This is a genomic window from Shewanella fidelis ATCC BAA-318, from assembly GCF_000518605.1.
Classification (GTDB): Bacteria; Pseudomonadota; Gammaproteobacteria; order Enterobacterales; family Shewanellaceae; genus Shewanella; species Shewanella fidelis.
On sequence record NZ_JADX01000005.1, the window covers coordinates 488,444 to 509,966 of the forward strand.

Annotated in this window: 17 protein-coding genes; 3 read left to right on the forward strand and 14 right to left on the reverse strand. The window is 43.8% G+C overall.

Annotated features, from left to right (window positions below; all coding sequences use genetic code 11):
* Positions 1-53: 53 nt before the first annotated feature.
* The 6 genes from L884_RS0104545 to L884_RS0104570 form a co-directional block, all read right to left on the reverse strand.
* The gene (locus tag L884_RS0104545) at positions 54-416 is read right to left on the reverse strand and encodes a hypothetical protein (RefSeq protein WP_028766375.1); all 363 of its coding nucleotides are present in this window, start codon (positions 414-416) and stop codon (positions 54-56) included.
* An 832-nt stretch (positions 417-1,248) separates the two neighbouring features.
* Positions 1,249-2,937, reverse strand: a complete 1,689-nt coding sequence (locus L884_RS0104550) for an NAD-dependent malic enzyme (protein ID WP_028766376.1) — start codon at positions 2,935-2,937, stop codon at positions 1,249-1,251.
* Between the two features lie 191 nt (positions 2,938-3,128).
* The gene (locus L884_RS0104555) at positions 3,129-3,602 is read right to left on the reverse strand and encodes a YehS family protein (RefSeq protein WP_028766377.1); all 474 of its coding nucleotides are present in this window, start codon (positions 3,600-3,602) and stop codon (positions 3,129-3,131) included.
* A 120-nt stretch (positions 3,603-3,722) separates the two neighbouring features.
* A complete protein-coding gene (locus L884_RS21755; protein WP_245603064.1) occupies positions 3,723-4,862 on the reverse strand; it encodes a serine hydrolase domain-containing protein in 1,140 nt (379 codons plus the stop codon).
* Positions 4,863-4,890: 28 nt separating this feature from the next.
* On the reverse strand, positions 4,891-6,117 hold the full coding sequence (locus L884_RS0104565; RefSeq protein ID WP_237162702.1) for an Nramp family divalent metal transporter: 1,227 nt from the start codon (positions 6,115-6,117) through the stop codon (positions 4,891-4,893).
* Positions 6,118-6,164: 47 nt separating this feature from the next.
* Complete coding sequence (locus tag L884_RS0104570; protein WP_028766379.1) at positions 6,165-6,713, reverse strand: PH domain-containing protein; 549 nt, start codon at positions 6,711-6,713, stop codon at positions 6,165-6,167.
* 200 nt (positions 6,714-6,913) lie between these two features.
* Between L884_RS0104570 and L884_RS0104575 the strand changes: the two genes are divergently transcribed.
* Entirely contained in the window at positions 6,914-7,537 is a 624-nt protein-coding gene (locus tag L884_RS0104575) for a glutathione S-transferase family protein (RefSeq protein WP_028766380.1), read from the forward strand.
* 104 nt (positions 7,538-7,641) lie between these two features.
* Here the strand turns inward: L884_RS0104575 and L884_RS0104580 are convergent, their stop codons facing one another.
* The 4 genes from L884_RS0104580 to L884_RS0104595 all read right to left on the reverse strand — a co-directional run bounded on the left by L884_RS0104580 (position 7,642) and on the right by L884_RS0104595 (position 11,907).
* A complete protein-coding gene (locus tag L884_RS0104580) occupies positions 7,642-8,142 on the reverse strand; it encodes a DUF4447 family protein (RefSeq protein WP_028766381.1) in 501 nt (166 codons plus the stop codon).
* Between the two features lie 41 nt (positions 8,143-8,183).
* Complete coding sequence (locus L884_RS0104585) at positions 8,184-8,588, reverse strand: SMI1/KNR4 family protein (RefSeq protein ID WP_028766382.1); 405 nt, start codon at positions 8,586-8,588, stop codon at positions 8,184-8,186.
* Positions 8,589-8,787: 199 nt separating this feature from the next.
* Positions 8,788-9,573, reverse strand: coding sequence for a RelA/SpoT domain-containing protein (locus tag L884_RS0104590; protein ID WP_028766383.1), 786 nt, complete (start codon positions 9,571-9,573; stop codon positions 8,788-8,790).
* 249 nt (positions 9,574-9,822) lie between these two features.
* Positions 9,823-11,907, reverse strand: a complete 2,085-nt coding sequence (locus L884_RS0104595) for a M13 family metallopeptidase (protein ID WP_028766384.1) — start codon at positions 11,905-11,907, stop codon at positions 9,823-9,825.
* Positions 11,908-12,295: 388 nt separating this feature from the next.
* Between L884_RS0104595 and rsuA the strand changes: the two genes are divergently transcribed.
* Positions 12,296-12,988 carry a 16S rRNA pseudouridine(516) synthase RsuA gene (gene rsuA / locus L884_RS0104600; RefSeq protein ID WP_028766385.1) on the forward strand — a complete coding sequence of 231 codons (693 nt, stop codon included), beginning with the start codon at positions 12,296-12,298 and terminating at the stop codon, positions 12,986-12,988.
* A 100-nt stretch (positions 12,989-13,088) separates the two neighbouring features.
* Here rsuA and L884_RS23380 read toward each other — a convergent pair whose 3' ends face one another.
* Positions 13,089-17,996: a S8 family serine peptidase gene (locus L884_RS23380; protein ID WP_028766386.1), complete on the reverse strand. Its 4,908-nt coding sequence runs from the start codon at positions 17,994-17,996 to the stop codon at positions 13,089-13,091.
* A 286-nt stretch (positions 17,997-18,282) separates the two neighbouring features.
* Here L884_RS23380 and L884_RS21760 point away from each other — a divergent pair, with 286 nt between their 5' ends.
* The gene (locus tag L884_RS21760) at positions 18,283-19,188 is read left to right on the forward strand and encodes a LysR family transcriptional regulator (RefSeq protein ID WP_051435537.1); all 906 of its coding nucleotides are present in this window, start codon (positions 18,283-18,285) and stop codon (positions 19,186-19,188) included.
* A gap of 95 nt (positions 19,189-19,283) precedes the next feature.
* Here the strand turns inward: L884_RS21760 and L884_RS0104615 are convergent, their stop codons facing one another.
* From L884_RS0104615 to L884_RS21765, 3 genes are read right to left on the reverse strand one after another with little or no spacing between them, the layout of a single operon-like run.
* Complete coding sequence (locus L884_RS0104615; protein ID WP_028766387.1) at positions 19,284-20,225, reverse strand: DUF4097 family beta strand repeat-containing protein; 942 nt, start codon at positions 20,223-20,225, stop codon at positions 19,284-19,286.
* Positions 20,222-20,770 carry a hypothetical protein gene (locus tag L884_RS0104620; protein WP_028766388.1) on the reverse strand — a complete coding sequence of 183 codons (549 nt, stop codon included), beginning with the start codon at positions 20,768-20,770 and terminating at the stop codon, positions 20,222-20,224. Before L884_RS0104620 ends, L884_RS0104615 begins: the two co-directional genes overlap by 4 nt.
* On the reverse strand, positions 20,763-21,353 hold the full coding sequence (locus tag L884_RS21765) for an RNA polymerase sigma factor (RefSeq protein ID WP_245603065.1): 591 nt from the start codon (positions 21,351-21,353) through the stop codon (positions 20,763-20,765). Before L884_RS21765 ends, L884_RS0104620 begins: the two co-directional genes overlap by 8 nt.
* Positions 21,354-21,523: the final 170 nt, after the last annotated feature.

Here is a 21,523-nt window from a genome sequence, read left to right on the forward strand (position 1 = left end):
ACGCTCAAAGCAGCCGCGCATTTATGCGTCGGCTGCCTTTGTTTGTTATAACCTTACCCATACAGTGACACATTGATACTTGGCTTTACAGAAATCCGGACACCATATGGAATTGATGATTCCCCGTCATATCTACTTGTACCAAAACACTGTGCGGGGGCAAACTCTAGATATTCTTGAGACCGCTCATATTTTCTTGCTACACCAGCACAATCGATTAGCTGCATTGAGAATAAGGCGCGCTCACTTTCTTCGCTAAATAGCTCAAACCGGACATCGCCATCATATTGATAGATGGTTAGGGCGAGCGTGATGCTTCCTTTGCTTACGGTGTATTTGTGCCAAATTCCATCGGCTTCCACTTCTGGCTCAACCTCAAGAACAGCCAGTACATCCGTTTCGTCCCAAACTAGCACGTAATCTCCCGTGAGTTATAACAGTATATTAGGCTGAATTCCGAATAAGAACAGTCAGCCTAGTTAATCTTATGCGAACAATCTAACGCTAAATGCATTTAAAATCAATACCTTAAAAAACACCTTTCTGCGATTTTACTGACTTTTCTGATGGTAAAAACCAGAATTTACTTATTTGTGACGTGATTTGATTTAACTATTGGGAAGAAATGTTTTTAAACAGTTACTTAGTAGTTGTTAACTTTAAATCGCTTTCCTTCTTACACCAAAATAATGCTGTAAATTCACAATGCTCATTATAACTGTTTATATGTACAGCTAGTGTAAAGGTGAGACTATGCATTAGCTTTCATATTAGGTTTTCTACTAGCAATAGATTGAGCTAGTGCTACTAGTCACTTTTATCTGTGAAAATGATTTTGGGGCAAAAGTAAGCTACGACACTTACAGATAACACCTATTTCCCATCGAAGTTGCCGAAGTACGTTGAAGAAATAACCGTGATGCCCACACGGATGTGGGCATAGCTTTCGCGGGGCAGGATGCCCCATCGGAAGCGTTAGATTATTTCGAATAAGTACGAGGGTGACAACTTCGTCGGGGCGGCTGGGGTGATGCAAGAGGGGAAAGCTGTTGTTCCCCTCTTGCCCGTGTGTGAGCTGGAAGCTCACGACTTTAGTTGTTAGACGAAGTCTAACTTAAAAGTCAGGCAAAGCCTGACTGCAAACCAACTATCAGATAATCCCAAAACCTAAAAACAAAAAAGCAGCCAAATATGACTGCTTTTGATTTCAACTTCGCTAATGAACGTTGCGAATACTAACGTTCAGAACTAGAACGAAGTTCGTTTATACCGACGATACTCTGCCATCCAGAAGTTATCGTCAATTGCATAAGTTAGCTGCTCATTGCTAATAGGCTGAGCGTGACCTTCTTCAATTGCCGTTCTCGCTACCGCAAAAGCAATATGCTTACTGACCTTATGGATGTCTTCAAGCTTAGGCAATAGTGAACCTTCACCGTCTATCGCCAATGGTGAACACTCTGCTAGTGCACGGCTTGATGCCATTAACATAGCGTCGCTAACACGCTTTGAGCCAGAAGCTAATACACCTAGGCCAATACCTGGGAAGATATAGCTGTTGTTGCACTGGGCGATTTCATAAGTGACATCGTCAACGACAACTGGCTCGAATGGGCTACCGGTTGCCACAAGTGCTTGGCCTTGAGTCCAATGTAGAATATCTTTTGGTGTGGCTTCAACGCGGCTAGTTGGGTTTGACAGTGGGAACACTATAGGGCGCTTGCAATGGCTGTGCATCGCTTTAATGATCTCTTCGGTAAATAGACCCGGTGCGCCTGATACACCAATTAATACCGTTGGTTTGGCGTTATTAACCACATCAAGTAGCGAGATGTTGTCGCTAAAGTTGTCCCAGCCCGCAATATCGTCGCAGTTTTGTGCTAGCTTTTGCTGGAATGGTAACAAGTTAGGCATGTTTGATTGCAACATACCCCAGCGGTCTACCATAAACACTTGCTTGCGAGCTTGCTGTTCGCTTATCCCTTCAGACACCATTTGCGCCACGATAGCTTCGGCAATACCGCAACCTGCAGAACCTGCACCTAAGAAGGTGATTCGCTGTTCGCTTAGTTTGGTTTTCGCGGCTTTACAAGCGGCAAGCAACGAGCCAACAGTGACGGCCGCTGTACCTTGAATGTCATCGTTAAAGCAGCAGTATTGATCTTTATAACGCTCAAGCAGCGGCATGGCGTTCTTTTGCGCAAAATCTTCAAATTGAATTAGCGCATCTGGCCAGCGGCGACTAACAGCTTGCATAAAGGCTTCAACAAATTCGGTGTATTCTTCACCGCCAATACGTGGGCTACGCATGCCCATATACATAGGATCTTCTAATAAATGCGGGTTATCGGTACCCACGTCTAAAGTAATTGGCAGGGTGTAAGCTGGACTAATACCGCCACAGCTGGTGTACAAAGATAGCTTACCAATTGGGATCCCCATGCCGCCGATCCCCTGGTCACCTAGACCTAAGATGCGCTCACCATCAGTTACTACGATGATTTTTACTTTTTGACGGGTTGAGTTATTGAGAATGTCGTCGATGCGATCTTTATTGGCGTAAGAGATAAACAGGCCACGATTACGGCGATAATCTTTTGAGAAACGCTCACAAGCCATACCGACAGTTGGGGTATAGATGATCGGCATCATTTCGGTAATATGATTTTGTACTAGGCGGTAGTACAAGGTCTCGTTGGTATCTTGAATATTACGTAGATAGATATGTTTATCGAGATCGTTGCTGAAGTTTTTATATTGGTCGTAAGCGCGTGACGCTTGCTCTTCAATTGTCTCAATAACATGGGGTAGTAGGCCTTCAAGATTAAAGAAGATCCTTTCTTCTTCAGTGAATGCACTGCCTTTGTTGATCAAAGGGGCTTCTAAAATGGCTGGACCGGCAAAAGGAAGATAGAGGGGGCGTTTGTTATCGTCCATTGGAAACCTTTTCGTTGTTATTGTGGGATAGATGACGCTAATCACGGAAGACTAACACAAAGTGTGATTTTTGTTGTGTTTTGTCGGTGGATTTTTTTGAGATTGGGGAAAAAGGTTCTAGGTTCTTTAAAAAAAGCACCGCCATTGGCAGTGCTTTGTTTATCGCGCGCTTTCACTCATTCTCAGCAGAATTAGTTAGCGTTTTCAGGACGGTGCTTGATTGATAAGCCCATCAAGAAGTTACGTAATACTTGGTCGCCACACGGTTTGTAATGCTTGTGTCCCGGCTTTCTAAATAGTGCGCCAAGTTCTGACTTGCTCATGTTGAAGTCAGCAAGCTCTAGTGCTTCAATGATATCGTCTTCACGTAGTTCAAATGCGACTCTTAGCTTTTTGAAGATAAGGTTATTCGTCAACTGAGATACTGGCTCAGGTGCTTCTGTACCGGGCTTTAGGCCGCGCTTGTAAATCACTAAACCGTCTAAAAAGCGACACATGTTTTTGTCATTTAACGGCGCATAACCTTCTTCATGCTCTTTTTTAAGCATGTTAATGATCTGCTCTTGGGTCACTTCGTGCTTAGTTTTAGCAAAAATGCGGATCATTTTTGCATTGCTTAAGTCGAGGATATAACGAACTTTACGTAAAATATCATTGTTAATCATAGATTTGATGTCTTCTAACTATCGGACCGCGCGGCTGCGCGGTCATCGGGCGCAAGTATAACAGAAGTTAGCAGTAAATGAGCGATTACTGTGCTGCTTTTAGGGCTGTATTATTCGCGGTCATCGCATTTTCAACCGCGTTAACTCCAGCTTGATAAAGCTTTGCAACCGGCGGTTTTCAAGGGCGATAAGTCTGCTACGAAGGCTATGGCGAATATCATCATGTAAGCCAAAGGTGCGTTGAATATTATTGAGATCCCACGAGGTGTTTTCTAAGATCACTAAGCTGACTTTTGCTTGCGGGTAGTACACAGCTAGGCTGACATAACCGGGAATGTAGCCACTGTGGCTGTATTCTATTAGCTGCTCATCGCGACTGATTTGGGTGCCGTAACCATATTCTAATACGCCCCATCTATGCTCACGTGTTGCTTGGGGGGCTGTCATTAGTGCCAAACTGTTTGAGCTTAGCAGTTTGCCGTTATAAAGCGTGTCTTGAAAACGGCTGTAGGCGTCAGCTGATGCCGCCATGCCGCCAAAGGCAATCATAGGCTGATCAATGTTAAGTTCTACCGGCGTTAATTGCGATGTGCTGCGGCCTTTGGCATCAGTGGTAAAGGTTTCGCGATTACCATTGATGAAATCAGCATGAGCGCTTTTAATGTTATTAATATCACCAGTTTGTGCATATAAGCCGTTGAGTTCATATTGCTCTGCTAGTTGGTTAACTAGTTGCTCAATTGGTTGCTGGTAAACCACTTGCAGTATGTCGCCGAGCAAGGCATAACCATAATTTGAGTATTGAAATTGACTGCCAGGTTTGAACTGCGGTGGCTCACCTAAGTTGACTAAGCCTGATGTGTGGCTAAGTAATTGCGACACAGTCACGCTTGGTGGAACATAAGCACGTGGTTTATTGCCGTCTTTCAATAGGTAGTGGCTAACGCTGTTGTTTAAATCGATAAGTCCTTCATCGACCGCTTTTAAAATCAGGCTGGCGGTGATCTGTTTTGATAATGAGCCAATTAAGAAACTGGTGCGACTGCTAATGTTATCACCGGAAATATAGGTAAATACTGCTTGGTTATCTTGTTTTACCATGATCACCCCATTAAAAGGGCGCTGGCTTTGGGTAATGATAGTCGGCAGCTGCTGAGCAATATTGTTATTTATCGCTCGGTTAGCACTGGCTTTGTTAGCAGCCCACAGGCAGCAGCCTGCAATCACTGAGCCTATTAGTGTTTTTGTTATAAAGTGCATGTAAAAGTGTAGGTGTCCGTTGTTGTTGTTATTTTGTCAGCATCCAATAGATAAAGAGCGCGGCAAAGCTGATGAGATAAATTAAGCCAAACCATGAGAGCGCTCGCATGGCGCTACCATACCTATCTGCTGGTAAAAGTGCTGTGCTGATCATCAACTTATAGTTAAGCCAAGCAAATACCACTGTTGTCATAAAGGCGAGGATCATAACAAATTCGAGCAATGGAAGTAGAGCACCTTTAAAAAACAATATGATAGACAGCCCTAAAATAGATACTGTTAGCATGACGAGGTTAAGTCTTCGCTCGCTGTCTACTTGGTTAGTCAGTAGCTGCCAGCCCATATTTAAGGTGCGACTATAACCGTCAATCACGGTGACTGTGGTACTGAATATACACAGAAAGGCAACGGCGCCAATCAGGTAGCGGGTTTCACTGCCCATCACTTGGCTATAAAGACTGATCAGTTGACTGGCAAATTTCACACCTGAGGCTGAAAACTGCTCGCCACTACCATGCATCACTAATGCGCCTAAGGCGAGGAATACGACAGCGAGCAGTGCTGTCATAAGGTAACCAAAGTTAAAATCAAATAAGGCTTGCTGCTTACTAATTGGTTGTAGCTTTTGCTTTTCAATCAACCAGAGTGAGTTCCACGCACTGACTTCAATTGGTGCTGGCATCCAGCCCATCATCGCCACTAAAAAGCCCACATAAGCCCATTGCCACGGTGACTTGCTGACCATGTCGCTATCCATAAAACTTGGCGCATTAAAGGCAAGGGCAACAGCGATTAAGGTGGTTAACGTGAGTGCTAACATGATCACTTTAGTGATTTTATCGAGTAGAGCATAGTGACCCAGAATCAAAATAATCACGCTTGATAGCAGTACGAGTAGCGCCAGCACATCGATGGGTAATGCGACAAATTGAGTCAACATGGCTGCGGTCAGCATTGCTACCCCAGCTGTACTTGCTACCGCGGCAATACTATTGAGTAGAGTGAAGACGATTAAGTACTTACGTCCTTGCTTTAAATAGCCTTGTAATAGGTTTTCACCGGTTGCTGCAGTATAACGAGCGCCTGCGGCAAAAAAGGGGTATTTGACCAGATTTACCGCCAAAATCAGCCAAGCAAGTTGCCAGCCAAATTCGGCTCCTGCGCGGGTTGATGCGACTAAATGGGATGCGCCAATGGCGGCAGCAGCCATCAGTAGTCCAGGGCCTATGCCGCTAAAAAGTCGTGATAGATTCATTTTTTGGTTAGTGAGCGTCACACTTTGTTGATTCATATTGATTGGAGTTAGTCGTTTTTATTATGGTTAGTATTGGCTTCAATACGTTCGAGCGTAGCAGATATTTGCTGCAAAATACTGATAACACTAGCATCATTATTTTCATCTTGATTGTTGTTTGGCTTAGCTTGGTTAAGCTTTTCTTTTTGCTCAAGCACTAAACTTCTAAACTCTTCGACATCAACAATGCCAGTGAGACTGAGTAAGGCACCATTTCCTGACTGCCCTGCAGTTTCAATAGTGAGCTTGTGCAGTTTGAAAAAGCGCATCAGTGGGCCCTGAATAAGCGCCATATCGGTGATTTTGTCTAGGGGGACGGTATTTTCTGTACGGGTAAAAATACCTTTGCGAACGACTAATTTTTTACTGGTGAGCTCAGTGCTCATATTGTTGATATAGCGTTGGATAAAATAGCTACCAAGTGGCAGCCACAGCAGTAGTAACGGGATCCCCACGATAGACAATATCAGTATGATTGTCAGCGGTGTTAGCCAATATCGACTTAGATTGTCGGCGAAAAGGGCTTGTTTAATGATGCGCTCTTGATTGTTTTCCACGTTAATTCCTTATGTGTTTTATTCCGTTATCCTTGTATCGACAGCTTTGTCTAATATTGTTAGTCACTAACCTAAGCAATATTATGCTTAATTTAAAGGCATATTATTTTGAAACACTCTGATGCTTTCTATTGTCGGCGACTAGGCGTAGGTTAGTTGGCTGGTGGTTTGTTTAAGATATTGACGAAGAGGAAATGCAGATGATTAAGTTATATGGCATTCCACGCAGCCGCTCGTTACGCGTGTCGTGGACGTTAGAGGAACTAGGTCTTGATTGGCAGTATCAGCACATTAATTTTGCTAATGGCGATGGTCGTGACCCTGCATTTCTAGCGGTTAATCCTTGTGGCAAGGTACCTGCATTAGTTGATGAGGGCTATGCCATTACAGAGTCTGCAGCGATTGTACTGTATCTCGCAGAAAAGTATGGCGCGGGGAAGTTGCTTCCTAGGGGAGGAACTCATGACTCTGCACTGCACCATAAGTGGGTGAGCTACATTATCAGTGAGCTTGAGCAGCCATTATGGAGTATGGGCAAGCACAAGTTTGCTTTGCCTGAAGAGCAGCGACTAGCAGCAATGTTACCCATTGCTAAGTGGGAGTTTGATAAGGCTGCTGCCATAGCTGAACAATGGTTACCAGATAGTGAGTTTTTACTGGGAGAACAGTTTACTGTTGCTGATATTTTATTGGGGCACACATTACTGTGGGCGACTCGCTTTGAGCAAGAAATTCCACCGAGGCTGGCAGCTTATCGCGACCGCATAACGGCACGTCCAGCTATGATTAAAGGTTTGGCGAAAGAAGAGGGTAAGCTGGAATAATTCTCTTCACTCGGTAAATAAAAAAGCATCCACTATGCTAAATAGATGGATGCTTTTTTAATGTAGAACCTAGAACCTAGAACCTAGAACCTAGGACCTAACACTTAAAGCTGAGTTTTAGCCCAAAGCGCGCGGTTTTCACGGCTTTCTTTTAAGCCTTCTTTATCGCGGAATGCTTTGTATGATTCAAAGTCTAATGGCACAAGTACCACGTCAACTTCTAGCATGAGTTTGCACTCTTTCTTAATACGGTAAGCAGAAACGTTATATAACTCTGCAAGTGGCAATGTGCCTAAAAATTCTGGGTTGTACTGAGCATATAGTGCTTGAGTTGGATAAACCACAAAGCTTAGCGTGCGTTTAGGCTCAGTTTTAAATAGCTCTTCGATGCCATCACAAGTGTTGAGTACTTGCATTTCGATAGCTTCGTCAATTTCCATTAGCTTCTTCTGTACTGGCATGTGAGCTGGTTTTTCACCGGCTTCCCAAGCGATAACATCAGCTTCAGTGACTTTGCCAATTTCTGCAACTTGTGCAGTGGTTAGTGCTAGAGAGTGACGTAAGTACTGCATTTCAATGGCATTGAGGCCAAGTTCTTTAGACATGTTGTTTCCTTAAATAATATTGCGGTATGGCGTAATAGCGATTAGCTGCGCATCCATACTTCTTCGGCCCAATCCCAGAATGACTCCCAAGACTCATCTTCATAGATCTCATCCTCTTGCCAAAGTTGAATTTGACCTTCTTGACTGATGAAGAAAAAGCTATCGCCTTGCTGACAAATTGGCACGAACTCACGTGGTAGGCCAATTGACCATGCATAAGCTGCAACTTCAGGTAGATAAGTGTGTGAGTTTGGGTCGCTTGCTGTTACTGGTTCTAAGCTGCCACAAATAACGTCACTGGCATAAAGTAAGTATTCTTTTAGCTCCATAGGAAGCTGAATTAGAATTTCTTCTTCTACTTCAACAATTTGCTCAAAAGTTGCTAGCTCTAACGGTACGGGAACCGTTTCGCTCATATCTCGGAGTTGCTCAATGATATCGTTCATATGCTGTTAGCGGTGCTTAGGTGGTTTAACTATTGTGGCGGAGTATATACGTAAATCACCAATAAGGGCAGGTTGAACAATTAATTTGCGCCAACAGCTTGGCTAACGATGAGCGGTAACTATGCTGTTGCTCGCTAAGTTTGCTGATGGATAAAAAAGGAGCCTAGTAGGCTCCTGTAGATTTTGCTTTGCAGTATCACTAAGCTGCGGCACTGATCATGTTAGCTTGGTCATTACGCTTATATTTAAGCCATGCTTTATGGTATAGCTTGTGTGACTCTTGACGTAGCTGGGTGATTTTTGCTGTTTCAATTTCACTTAAAACACGTTGTTGTTTATCAGCTGCGGCCTGTATTGATTGTACCTGCTGGTAAACTTGGTGTTCGGCGCCACTTTTGATTTCTGCAATGTCGGCTAGGTGCAGCTGCACTTCGGCAATCATTTGTGATTTTGGTAATTTGACTAATAGGTTTAAGTCGCGATAGCCAGACTCTTTGGGCGTGGCAAAACGGTTTTTAACTTGAACAAGTTGGCTGCTTGTTTTGAGTAACTCAAATGCTTGCATTAGGTTATGAATATCATGGCTAACAATGCTTGCTCGCACTAGGTCGGTAAGTTGACTGGCATCGTTATTGAGCTTGTTTTGCACTTTGGCAGTCGCTCTTTCGCGGCTTTTGATATCAGCCAATACAGACTGAGTCTGTGAACCTTCGCTGATAATGTTAAGTAACAACGCTAGTTCTTGTTGCGCATCGTTAGCTTGGCTATAAAGGGCGTCGAGATTGCTGCTGGTTTGGCGTGGCACTTGATACTGCATTGATTGAATTGCGGTAAGGCCATCGAGGTTTTTAGACAGCGCGAGCTTGGAGCAGTAACTGCCGTTATCTTTGCTATCGCTTTGCTGATGTTCAACGGTGTGAGCAAAAGCGGTACGGGTCGACAGTAACAGTAAGAAGATGAAAAATGTCCGTAATATCCGGTTCATAGCAGTCCTATTTTGTGGCTGTGACTGTAATCTAACTTGATATTGCTTAAGCTAGGCTGAATGGCAAATTAACATTTGTTCATAGTGTGACCCTTAATACAGTTCACAATAAAAAAAGCCGTTGATGAAATGTGGCATCAACGGCTTTTAACTTTTAATTTTGAGAACCTAGAACCTAGAACCTAGAACCTAGAACCTAGAACCTAGGACCTAGGACCTAGGACTTAGGACTTAGGACTTAGCATTCAATTACCAAATTTTGACGCGTTTTTCAGGGGCGATATACATCGCATCGCCCGGTTTAACATCGTAAGTGCTATAGAACTCAGGCATATTTGATAATGCACCAACGGCACGGAACTCTGCTGGTGAATGCGGATCAGTTGCTACGCGATTGCGCATTGACTCTTCTTTGATTTTTGCACGCCAGATTTGGGTAAAACCAATGAAGAAACGCTGATCGCCGGTTAAGCCATCAATCACAGGTGCAGGTTTACCATTAAGTGATTTTTTATAGGCACGATAAGCGATTGTGACACCAGAAAGATCACCGATGTTTTCACCCAAAGTAAGCTCGCCATTAACGTTTAAATCGTCAAATACAGCGTAACCATTGTACTGGTCAACTAGCGCTTTACCGCGGGCGGCAAATTCAGTTAAGTCTTGCTCTGTCCACCAGTCGCGCATATTGCCTTCACCGTCAAACTTAGCGCCTTGGTCGTCAAAACCATGACCCATTTCATGACCAATAACCGCACCAATACCACCATAGTTAACGGCATCATCAGCTTGCATATTAAAGAATGGTGGCTGCAAAATTGCGGCTGGGAACACAATTTCGTTCATGGTTGGGTTGTAGTAAGCGTTGACGGTTTGTGGCGTCATGTGCCATTCCCATTTACGGATTGGGCTACCTAGCTTTTCTAGCTCTTTAGCATGGCTAAGCTCACTGGCTCGAACATTGTTGCCATACAGGTCATCAGCTTTAATGGTAAGCTTGCTGTAATCTTCCCAGCGATCTGGGTAGCCAATTTTTGGATCGAACTTAGCTAGCTTATCTTTAGCCGCTACTTTTGTGTCAGCGCTCATCCACTCTAGAGATTCAATGCTGTCGCCATAGGCGCTACGTAAGTTTTCAACTAAAACTTGCATACGTTCTTTAGCTTCCGGCTTAAAGTGACGTTTAACGTACACTTTACCAACCACTTCGCCTAGCAAGCTATTTACCGTTGACACACCGCGCTTCCAGCGTGGCTCTTGCTCTTGCTGACCATTAAGGGTCTTGGCAAAGAAATCGAAGTTTTCGTTATCAATCTCTTCACTTAGGCTGCTGGCTGCGTGAGTTAATACATGCCACTGCATGTAGGTTTTCCAAGTGTCCAGATCTGTGTCTTTAATCACCTGGTTTAACCCTTGGATATAGCTCGGCTGGTTGATGATAATATCAGCTTGCTTGTCGGCACCAAGAGTTGCTAAGTAACCGTCCCAGTTAATATCTGGGGCTAGCGTTGGTAGATCTTTGATTTGGTATTTGTTGTAAGTCTTAGTGCTATCACGGGTTTCAACCACATCCCAGTGCTTTTTCGCAATTTCGGTCTCGAGCGCCAAAACAGCTGCCGCACTCTCTTTTGGATTTGGCAAACCAGCTAAGGTGTACATCTTTTCAATGTGCTCAAGGTAGGCTTTACGGATTTTCACAAAGCGCTCATCTTGATTTAGGTAGTAGTCTTTTTCTGGCAAGCTTAAGCCATATTGCCAAATATGGGTGGCGTATCGGCTTGAGTCTTTGGCATCAACGTTAATATAGAATGCCATTGGCGTACCGCCGCCTTGAATTTGACTGCGGGCAAAGTAGGTAACGAGTTCGTCTTTTGATTTAATCGCATTAACTTTTTCAAGTTCACTAGCAATAGGAGTTACGCCAAGCTTATTAAGGGTGTCTACATCCATAAATGAATTATATAAAGCCGCCACTTTTTGCTCGTCACTGCCATCTTTTAGGTTAGGCATTGCTGCAACTTCTTCAATAATGACTTTTACGTCATCACGAGATTTTTCACGTAGATCATAAAAGGCACCAGAGCTGGTGCGATCGCTTGGAATGACGGTGTTTTTAATCCAAGTACCGTTTACGTATTCGTAAAAGTTATCTTGAGGGCGAACTGATTTATCGAAATTAGCAAAATCAATACCTGAGGTCAGTGCTTGCTCTACAGCGACTGCCGTTTCTGTTTTGCTTGCCTCAGGTGCCTTGACCTCGGTTGGTTCACTATTACATGCACTAAGGCCAACGATAAGGGAAGCGCAGAAGCCCCCAACGAGTACTTTTTTCATTTGTTCTTCCTTTAGTCTGTATCGTCAATTGTTGTTATTGTGTCTAGTCGGTTTTATCTATTACGACTAGCAGAGCGCTATATTGTTGCGCTTTAAGTACCGACTGCTTTATGGCTGTAGCTATACAAACGGTTACTTATGTTAATGTTTTTGGCGTACTTCGAACAAGCGCCAGTTTGTAACTAATTGCTATTTAGGCAAATCACTTTTACGAAAAAGTCGTCTACTGGTTTTTAGGTTTGTAGAACAGCTTGTTATCGATGGTAGCTCAAAGGCTTGCTGCAAAAGCATGTTGTTTGTTTATAGGCAAAGTAAGCAAAACTTTGCCCTTTAGTCGCACTGGCCTCATAATGGCGGCCATTATGGTTATATAAGCTGAGTTTTGCCTGTGCGTTTAGATAAATTTATTTGTGAGTCAACGTCTCACACTCGTGTTTCTGCCAAAAAAGCGCTTCATCGTGGTGATGTGACATGCAATGGTGAAGTGATTAAAAACTCGGGTTTTAAAGTCACTGATGAGCATGAGATCCGCCTTGAAGGCGAGCTGCTTAGCATTATTGGTCCGCGTTTTATTATGCTAAATAAGCCAGTTGATACCATTTGTTCGACTATCGATGAAGAGTATCAATCAGTGATCAGTTTGTTGGATGTTATCCGCCCTGAGGATTTGCATATTGCCGGCCGTTTGGATGCGGATACGACAGGTCTTGTTCTGATCACTACTGATGGCCAATGGTCGCATAAAATTACCTCGCCGAAACGAGAATGCGCTAAACGTTACTTGTTAGAAACTGCCGATCCATTAACACAAGACTTGATCCAGCAGTTTGCAGATGGTGTGCAGTTAAATAATGAAGATGGCTTAACTAAGCCAGCGGTTTTAGAGATCTTGGGGGCTAACCAAGCACGCTTGACCATTACTGAAGGCAAATACCACCAAGTCAAACGTATGCTCGCAGCTGTTGGCAATAAAGTGACTAAGTTACATCGTGAGAGTATTGGTGCGATTGAGCTAGACACTGAGCTTGAATTAGGTGAATGGCGCTATTTAACTGAAGCAGAGATTAAATCAGTAAAATAAGTATCTTACTGAAAAAAAGGCCCTCAATCTGAGGGCCAAAAATAAGGTTAAGCGTTGTGAAAACGGTATGTACTTAACCTAAAAGTGCTAAGGAATTGAGTTATTGTTGCTTCCTTCTACCTGCAGCAAGTAAACCAAGTAGCGCCAAGCTTAAGAAGCCTAAGCTACCACCACTTGAATCGCTTTCAGGCTCAATAACGTCAGGCGTTGTTGTGGTTGGTGGCGGTGTCGGTTCTACACCATCAGAGTTCACCATTAGCTTAAAGCTGGTAGTAACTGCATCATTTGGAAACGCTAAATCGTGAGCGGTTACGCTTACAACGGTTTCGCCATACCAATCAGTTTCAGGAGTTAATGTCACCATGTTACCTTCAACCGTAGCTGTTACGTGATCAGCTGATACTTGAATACCATTCGCGGTATTTTCTTTATCTTGAATCATGACTTCAAAGCTAATGCTATCGTTTTCATCAACACTCATATCACTTAGTGAACCAATCGCTAGGTTTGATGGCACATTAAGTGAAGATGTGGTGGTGATGCTATCGCTACCTGTGTAGTCACTATCTACAGAGATTTGTATATCTTGACCTACAGCTGCTGCGCTAACACGGGCAGAGAATGACAGTTCAATTGCTGATTGCTCTGGGCCAAAGTAGTTAGCACAAACAACCAGACCTTCAGATACCTTCTCATCGACATCGTTGAACGCATAACCATCACCTATGTAGCCATAAGCGGGGCCAAAGGTGCCTCGAGGACCATGGAAGCCATGTAGACCAATTGAGCCTAAGTGCGATTTAGCACCAGTCATTTTGTCGTAAGCAAAAATAAACTCATGCTCACCAGCGGCAAAATTTAACTCGGTAGATGCAATTAGCTCAAAGCTATAGCGAGCATCATAATCTGGGTCAAAGTTGACGCCAAAGGCAAACTCTTGGCGCATGTTATCCCACTCAACGATAAGGTATCGACCGTCAGTCGTTGTGGCTAGTGACACACCGTCATATGCTTCTGTTTCCATATTGAATTCAGGGACAATTAGACCGTCGCCTCGCCAAAGTGGCGCAATAACTGTATCTGGGAAGAACTGTTCTTCCATAGGGAAGTGCAGTGGCCAGAACAGAGGCATGCTATCAAGCTGGATAAAGCCTGCTGGTGAGATAGTTAATGTGTCCTTTTCCATATAATCAGGGTTATTGTTATATAGCGGGATCCTATCGATACCAAAGAGACTTAGTGGAACGGTAATGGTTTCATTTGCTCGACCAGCGATTGCAAATTCAGGCTCGATATAAGCTTCATCGTATAGGTCTAAATAGTAAGGGTTAGAGCCTACAGGAACACGACAAGTTAGATCGTTTTCACTGGTAGTGAACTGATATTCGCGTGCTTGAGCATTACTAGCCTGCTGCATAGTCGCTAAGCTAATTTGATTACCATCAACGCTAAGTGCATCTGCTAAATCTTGATTGCTGCTGCTTGCCATAACGCTGTCTTCGATAAGCTGTAAGCCTTCAGGAAGGGCTAAATGCATATTCACGTCACGCTCTAAACCAACCATATTTGGTGCCATTTGAACGTTAACTTGAACTATGTCGCCCTCTTTAGCTTGCTGCTGACTCGTGCTAATCATTACATCGTCACCCGCATGCACTAAGTTGAGCGCCATCTTACCTAGGTTGCCTACATTATCAGCGCTGTTTCCTACTTCAACTAAACCGTAAAAACGCTCACCTTTGCTTGCACCATCTAGTGACCAGTTCATGGCTAAGTTGTAAGGATCAATACCATTAGTTGTTTGTGGGCCAGTAACGCTTAGATCGCCATTGTCTGTGCTTGGAATAACCGCAAGGCTGGTAGTGATGCTATCTAATGTGTCTTCTTCATCACCCCATGGACGTTTGAAGTTACCTAACATTGCCCAATAGCGACCAGGCATAGGATTATTAATTGCACAGTAGTCTTGTACATCGGTAAACGAATAACAGATAGCTTCGTCGTACCATTCAACTAGACCATTTTCATTGAGATCCATACCGATATCTAATGATGTAGCGGCAGCTTTATCTTGCGACACTTGCTCCCAAACTATGCGAGCAGTTCCTTCTGGTACATCGAAGAAGTGAACGTTAATACCTGGGTTATCGGCTATTGTTTGAGGATCTTCAAAGTCGATATAAGCAGCACTCAATTGACTTTCAACAACATTACCTGCGGTTAAACCATGAACTTTAACATTCAGTTCAGCGATCTCTTTAGTCATGAGATCTGGAGTTAATAACGTACCGTTATCGCGATGGATAAGGCCTGATACGATTTCAGGTAGGTTCGATCCCTTAAAGCTTGCAATAACCGGCAGATATTGCTTAGGAACGGCATTATCGCTCGCTTGAAGATGAACTTTACCAAACAAGTCTAATGCAGCAGAGCTTGAGTTAACCGTCGTTACATCAAGTACTTTTGCCGTTACCATAATGCTTTGGGTTTCGCCCGCTTTTACTGAGAAAGTTTTTGGATGGACTTCAAGCTCTAAAAATGGTGCACCGTCCATATCCATGACTTCAGTATCAACTGTCCACTCACCATCTTGGGTGGCAGTGAAGGTTCGCATCCATGTGCAGGTGCTTTGGCACTCTGTATTAACCAAGTACGGCACATTCAGTGCGGTAACGTCGCCGCCTTCCATTGGATTAGCTGCGCGATAGTTGTCGCCATTCTCATCCATTACCAGACCAGCTTTTACCGCTCTAGCTACATTGATGACACCACTACCCATTTGATGGAAGTTGGCGGTTTCTAGTGCTGGTGGATAGTCATTGTTATAAGCTTTACCTGATTGCGCAGTCATCATTAATGCAGACTGGATCATAGCTGGTGACCACTGAGGATGTGCTTGTGTTAATAAGGCTAGTGCACCCGCAACATGAGGACCTGACATTGAGGTGCCACTAATGGCAACATAATCGCTAGGCGCAGGATAAAGACTAAATGGCATTTCATCCGCGTAGGCAGCAAATACATCTACACCCGGCGCAGAAACGTTTGGAACCATAGTGTTAGGGTTGGTTGTGCTTGGTCCGCGAGATGAGAAGTTGGCCAGTACATCAGCTTCTCGCTCAGCAGCGGTCAGTTCAGATGCATAAATGCTGATTTGCGGTGCTGTAGTTGAATTTGCTACCCAATCCACTAATGCATTACCTGATGCCATATCAATATGCATACCAGGAATAGGGAACGGGTTTAAGTTCAACGTATTACCACCTTGACCATCATCCCAAGAGATAGCGTTATACAAAATAACTGCACCGGCGCCACCTTCGGCGACGTTAATCCCTTTTTGTACTCGAGCAATGTCACCGCGCTTACATAGAACAATATCATCGCTTTCAAAGGTACCTTCAGCAAATGGCTCTAAACAGAGGCCATCGCCATAGTCAGCAGCATTAACTAAGTTACCAGTGAAATCACCTGTAATGCCGTAGCCTTCAATATCATCAGGTGCATTGTCACCAACATAGTCGCTAATTCGACCTGCTATAGGTTCAATTTGACGGCCATGAGTACTCGCTGCAACAGAGGTCAACCATGGCGATACATGGTCAATGTAAGATGGGCCATATTGTCCCCAGTTACCGGCAGAGGCAGCCACAGAAATACCGGCTTCACGGGCCGATAGAAACGCCATTTCGATTGCGTCGTACCAAGGTAGTGACTCAAGTCCACCAATAGAGAAGTTGATTACGTCAACACCATCAATAATTGCATCTTCAATTGCGGCAACCAATGCATCGCCCGGGCAACCTCCGTAGGTTTCGCCAAATGACCCACCACCTGGATAACACACTTGATAGGCAATAATATTCGCGCGAGGGGCGACACCAGAGATCTCTGGGAAAACAAGTGGGGTGTCAAAGCCATCTGACTTTTCTTCCATACCAGCTAGCTGGAAGGCGACATTATGTAAAACGTTACCTGCAACTGTGCCAGCAGTATGAGAGCCATGGCCGTTATAGTCTTCGCCATTTGGAGCGCGTTTGTAGTCAGCTTCCCATTCAGGCACATCTGGCTGGAAAATTGGATCTTTAAATGTGTCAGTAATGATATCGTATGAACGTACACCAATGAGTTTACTGTTACACATGTTCGGGTAGTCAACACAATCACCAACAAAATTACCTTCGCCTAGTGGGTTTGTGTGCACATAGCCGTCACCCGAGACTGCGGCAAATGATGGGTGATCAGAGTTAATACCGGTATCAATAATACCAGCAACAATACCTTCACCACGCATTTCTACACTGTTAGGTACACCATTTCCCTGCCAAATTAAATCCGCTCCTATGTGCTTAGGTCCGACATCGGTAAAGAGTTTGTACTCTTTGGCACGAGTCACGGCTTTTACCCCGGGTAATTCAGCAACTTTTGCAGCTTCTTGCTGACTTAGCACCATGGTCATACCGTTTAAGGCTACATTAAATCGGCGCTTTATTTCCGCACGAGGCGCGACAGTTCTGATTTGGCTTGCGGTGAGATCTTGGGCTTCAGTGAGGTAATTGCGATACTTTTTAACGGCATCACTTTTAACATCGAGTGTACCAAAGCGTTCTTTACTGCGCATATCAGGCTGGTTACTGCGCGGTGAAGTTGCAGCAAACTCAGGACGCTCACCTTGGTAAAGGGCAATGGGAGAATCCATTAACTGAATGATGTAAGTGTGATCACCTTCAATTTCATCTTCCCACGCGAAAGGGGCTTTATGGCTGCTGCCTTTGGCTGCACGATGGACGTTCATGCCAACTTGGCCCGGACGATTGACTTGCTCTACACCAGGGTGCTTTGGTTTATTCTTATATTGTTCGATTTGCTCTGGCGTTAGCTTGATACCGATAAGGTCTTCATTTCCACCATTTTTGCTATCTATTGATAGGGGGTTAGCGACTAGTGTCCCTAAGCCCGTAGCATACAACGCTGCGAGCGTTACTATGCTAATTTTTTTGAGTTTCATGGTTCATTCCTTATTATTTATTGTTGCAAAATTGTTAGTTTTGCTTTGTTTTTTTAACGAGAGATGACCATTTAGAGCTAATGCGTTATGCGTATAAAGCTATGCGTATTTTGTATGCAGTTTAGTTTGTTCTTAACTAATAATCTTTTATAACAATGACTTGTGTTGATGGGTTTTATGTATCTTTTGCCTTGGTTTTGATACAAGTTGTAACACCGGCTGGCTTGTTCACAAATTTTAACATCTGTATGTTGTTGCTTTGTTAATTGATGGTTTGGGATGAATCATGATTGAATTTAGGCATTTGAGAAACTTTACCGTGTTGGCTCAAGAGGGAAATTATCAAAAGGCAGCGCAACGATTGAACTTGGCCCAGCCCTCTCTTAGCCGAAGCATTCAACGACTAGAAGACTTATTAGGCACGGAGTTATTAAACCGTGGCCATCAAACGATGTCATTAACGGCATCGGGAGAGTTAGTTTTAAGTCATAGTGAGGAGATTATTCAAGGGGTTGATACCCTGAGAAAAGAGCTGCAGTATTTGCAGGGGAAAAGCAGTGGTCATCTAGCTATAGGTGCAAGCCCGGTGCCTGCAAATACCATTTTAGGCCCAACAATCGGCCGTTTTATTGACCGCTTCCCCGATGTACACGTTGAGCTATCAGAAGGCACATGGCAGCACAATTTAACTAAGTTATTGCAAGGAAAGCTATCCTTGTTGGTTACCGATGTTAAAGGCGAAGAGATAGGTAATGAGGCGTTAATACAGAGTTTTAATTTACCCTCTTATAATGCGGTATTTTGTGCAAGAAAAGATCATCCTTTAGCGAGTAAGCCAACGTTAACATTAGCAGATATAAGACGATTTCCTTTGGCTATTCCGAGGAACTTACCTGCTGGGGTTCTCGATATGTTTGGTGATCTGTTTTTTCAGTATCGCAGTGACTTTTCTGGTCTATTGCATTACGACGCTTTTCCACCAATCATCGGCGCGATTCAACACTCTCAAATGTTAGCCTTAACGCCTCAGGTTGCATTATTGGATGAAAGTATCAGAAGCGAGTTGCACATATTCACGCCGCAAGATATGCCGCAGTTAGACGTATGTTTTAGTGTGGTGATGTTGCGCACTCAAACCAGTATTGCAGCGAAACGTTTTTTACAGTTGATGTTGTCGGGCTCGGTAGATTAGTTAAATGGCTATTTTTGATTAGTGGGCAATGATAAGCGCCCTATATGCAACTGCTTACGCCGTATGCATATAGAGCATGATTATCTGCAAGGGAGTTATTTAGTTAATTCAACCTTACCACTTATGGTTGAAACCGTTAGTTCAGCATTGCCATTACCTGTTTGAAATCTTAAATAGCTTTGTGGGGAATATTTGCCTTTTGTGACAGGATCATCGGTCAGCTGATTAATTATTTTACCACCAGGGCCGCCATTGATATCGACCATGATATCGGTTGCTGTTAGCAGTTTAATATCGATATCTCCGCTGACACTTCCAAGGGTTGCGCTGCTCGTTAAGTTATTAACTGAAAGCTCAAGATCGCCGCTGACCGTCTTAACGTTTAAGCTATCCGCCTCGGCTAGAACGATCGCCGCATCGCCGGATACTGACTCTACAGAAACTTTACTGGCTTGAGTATCGGCGGTGAGTTCACCACTTACAAGTTGGTAGTTAACCTTGCCCTGACTTTGGGTATCTTTAATATCACCAGATACGGTTTGTAAATTTATATCACCGTTCAAACCCCTGGTTAAAATGTCACCCGATACGGTTTGCAATGAAGCATTTTGCTGCAGGTTGTTGGCTTTGATATTGCCACTGACAGAGCTGATCTCGAGCTTACCGATTAATGAATCGAGCGCGTAATCGGCCGACACGCCCTCGACTTGTAATTTAAGCTGTTTAGGTAGCGTAATTGTAAGGGCGGAGCCGTCTTTATTGCGCCCGTTATATTGTCGTGGCAGTTTGTCTTCAATAGTGACTTTGTTACCTTCAACATTGAAAATAAAGCCTTGGCTAAGTTCATCTAAGGTACCTGTTACTGAGATTTGGTTTTTGTCCCAAGACTCGAATGTGACCTTACCACGCTGAACTTTCACTTTAACGTTAGGCTCGCTCTGTACATTTTGCTGTTGGTCAACGGCCTCAGCTGCAAAGCTGGCATAACTAAACAATAATGCGCTAATAGCAAAGGTTTTTAGAAATCTATCGATCATATTAAAGCTCCTTGAGATGGTGGCGTTGTTGGCAGCGATTGACCTTGTTGCAATAACTCAATTTCTTTTGCGTGAGTCCATAGCCACAGTTGCCATAGTTCCTTGTCATGGGGGGATTGTTGTAAAGCGTGGTAGAGCTGCTCAGCCGCTTGGCGTAACTGCTCAATTCCTTTCTCGAGCGGGTCGCCTAATCGAGTGCCTTGCCAATTAACATGCTGCTGTAGGCTAAGTTGCTCGACTTGTTGCAAGTGCTGTTTACGAATATCCGCGAGTGTTAATAACAAACCTGGATCCGTTGTTGAGCGCAAATGGCTTTGCCACATATTGTTAGCCAGTAGGGTTGTTAATAGCAGCATGCAAGCAATGGCGAGACGGCGCCAATGTTGGGGGCGATTACTTTTGAGATTTAGCTGTTGAAAATCGGTTTTATCGAGTTGCTTTTCGATGCCTTGCCAAAGATCTTGTTGCGGCTTTATTGCTTTTGGCGCTTGCTCGATTAGCTCTACAAGTTGGGGATCTAGCTTGTTATTACTTGAGTTATCCATGCTGGCCTCCATTATCAGCGGGGCTGATCTTGACCTTGTTCAGCGAATGTTGGCTCATTAGCTGTTGTAGCAATTTTTGCGCGCGGTGGTATTGCGCTTTACTGGTTCCTGCTGAGATCGCCATCAAGCTGGCGATCTCTTCATGTTTGTAACCTTCAAGAGCATGTAATACAAATACGATGCGGGCTCTTTCTGGTAATTTCAGCAAAATTTTATCTAAGTCTTCGTACTCATCTGTGATTTGATTGATATCTATGTCGTTACTCACGAAGCGCGCCCAAAAACTACGCTGCTTTTTAACGCTCGATAATGCTTGATTAACAGTAAGTGTGTGTAGCCAAGTGCTAAATTGACTTTCTCCACGAAACTGCGGCAGTTTTTGCCAAAGCCGTACAAAGCAGTCTTGGGTGGCTTCTTCAGCCAGTGATACTTGGCCAGTGAGCCTTAGGCAAAGTGCATACACTCGCTGGTGGTGCAGTTGGTATAACTGTTTAAAAGCGTGTTTATCACCTTGCTTGGCACTATTTATTAGCTCAGGTTCTTGAAGTTGACTTAACTCCAATACCTGTTTTGTCGCAGTCACTGGCATTTCCTTGTGCACGTTAGATATCTATAAGACATAGCCAAACGTTAAAAAGGTTTAAATGCAATAGAAATTATTTTCGTGGCAGCTGCAATAGCATGCTGAAGGTTGGAAATGAGGGGAGTTAAATAAAGCTGTAGCAGCCACAGCTTTATTTATAGAGGTTATTG

Coding starts and splice junctions, on each gene's coding strand:
- L884_RS0104550 (WP_028766376.1), bottom strand. CDS start 2,937: ATGGACGATAACAAACGCCCCCTCTATCTTCCTTTTGCCGGTCCAGCC.
- L884_RS0104555 (WP_028766377.1), bottom strand. CDS start 3,602: ATGATTAACAATGATATTTTACGTAAAGTTCGTTATATCCTCGACTTA.
- L884_RS21755 (WP_245603064.1), bottom strand. CDS start 4,862: ATGCACTTTATAACAAAAACACTAATAGGCTCAGTGATTGCAGGCTGC.
- L884_RS0104565 (WP_237162702.1), bottom strand. CDS start 6,117: ATGAATCTATCACGACTTTTTAGCGGCATAGGCCCTGGACTACTGATG.
- L884_RS0104575 (WP_028766380.1), top strand. CDS start 6,914: ATGATTAAGTTATATGGCATTCCACGCAGCCGCTCGTTACGCGTGTCG.
- L884_RS0104580 (WP_028766381.1), bottom strand. CDS start 8,142: ATGTCTAAAGAACTTGGCCTCAATGCCATTGAAATGCAGTACTTACGT.
- L884_RS0104585 (WP_028766382.1), bottom strand. CDS start 8,588: ATGAACGATATCATTGAGCAACTCCGAGATATGAGCGAAACGGTTCCC.
- L884_RS0104590 (WP_028766383.1), bottom strand. CDS start 9,573: ATGAACCGGATATTACGGACATTTTTCATCTTCTTACTGTTACTGTCG.
- L884_RS0104595 (WP_028766384.1), bottom strand. CDS start 11,907: ATGAAAAAAGTACTCGTTGGGGGCTTCTGCGCTTCCCTTATCGTTGGC.
- L884_RS23380 (WP_028766386.1), bottom strand. CDS start 17,996: ATGAAACTCAAAAAAATTAGCATAGTAACGCTCGCAGCGTTGTATGCT.
- L884_RS21760 (WP_051435537.1), top strand. CDS start 18,283: ATGATTGAATTTAGGCATTTGAGAAACTTTACCGTGTTGGCTCAAGAG.
- L884_RS0104615 (WP_028766387.1), bottom strand. CDS start 20,225: ATGATCGATAGATTTCTAAAAACCTTTGCTATTAGCGCATTATTGTTT.
- L884_RS0104620 (WP_028766388.1), bottom strand. CDS start 20,770: ATGGATAACTCAAGTAATAACAAGCTAGATCCCCAACTTGTAGAGCTA.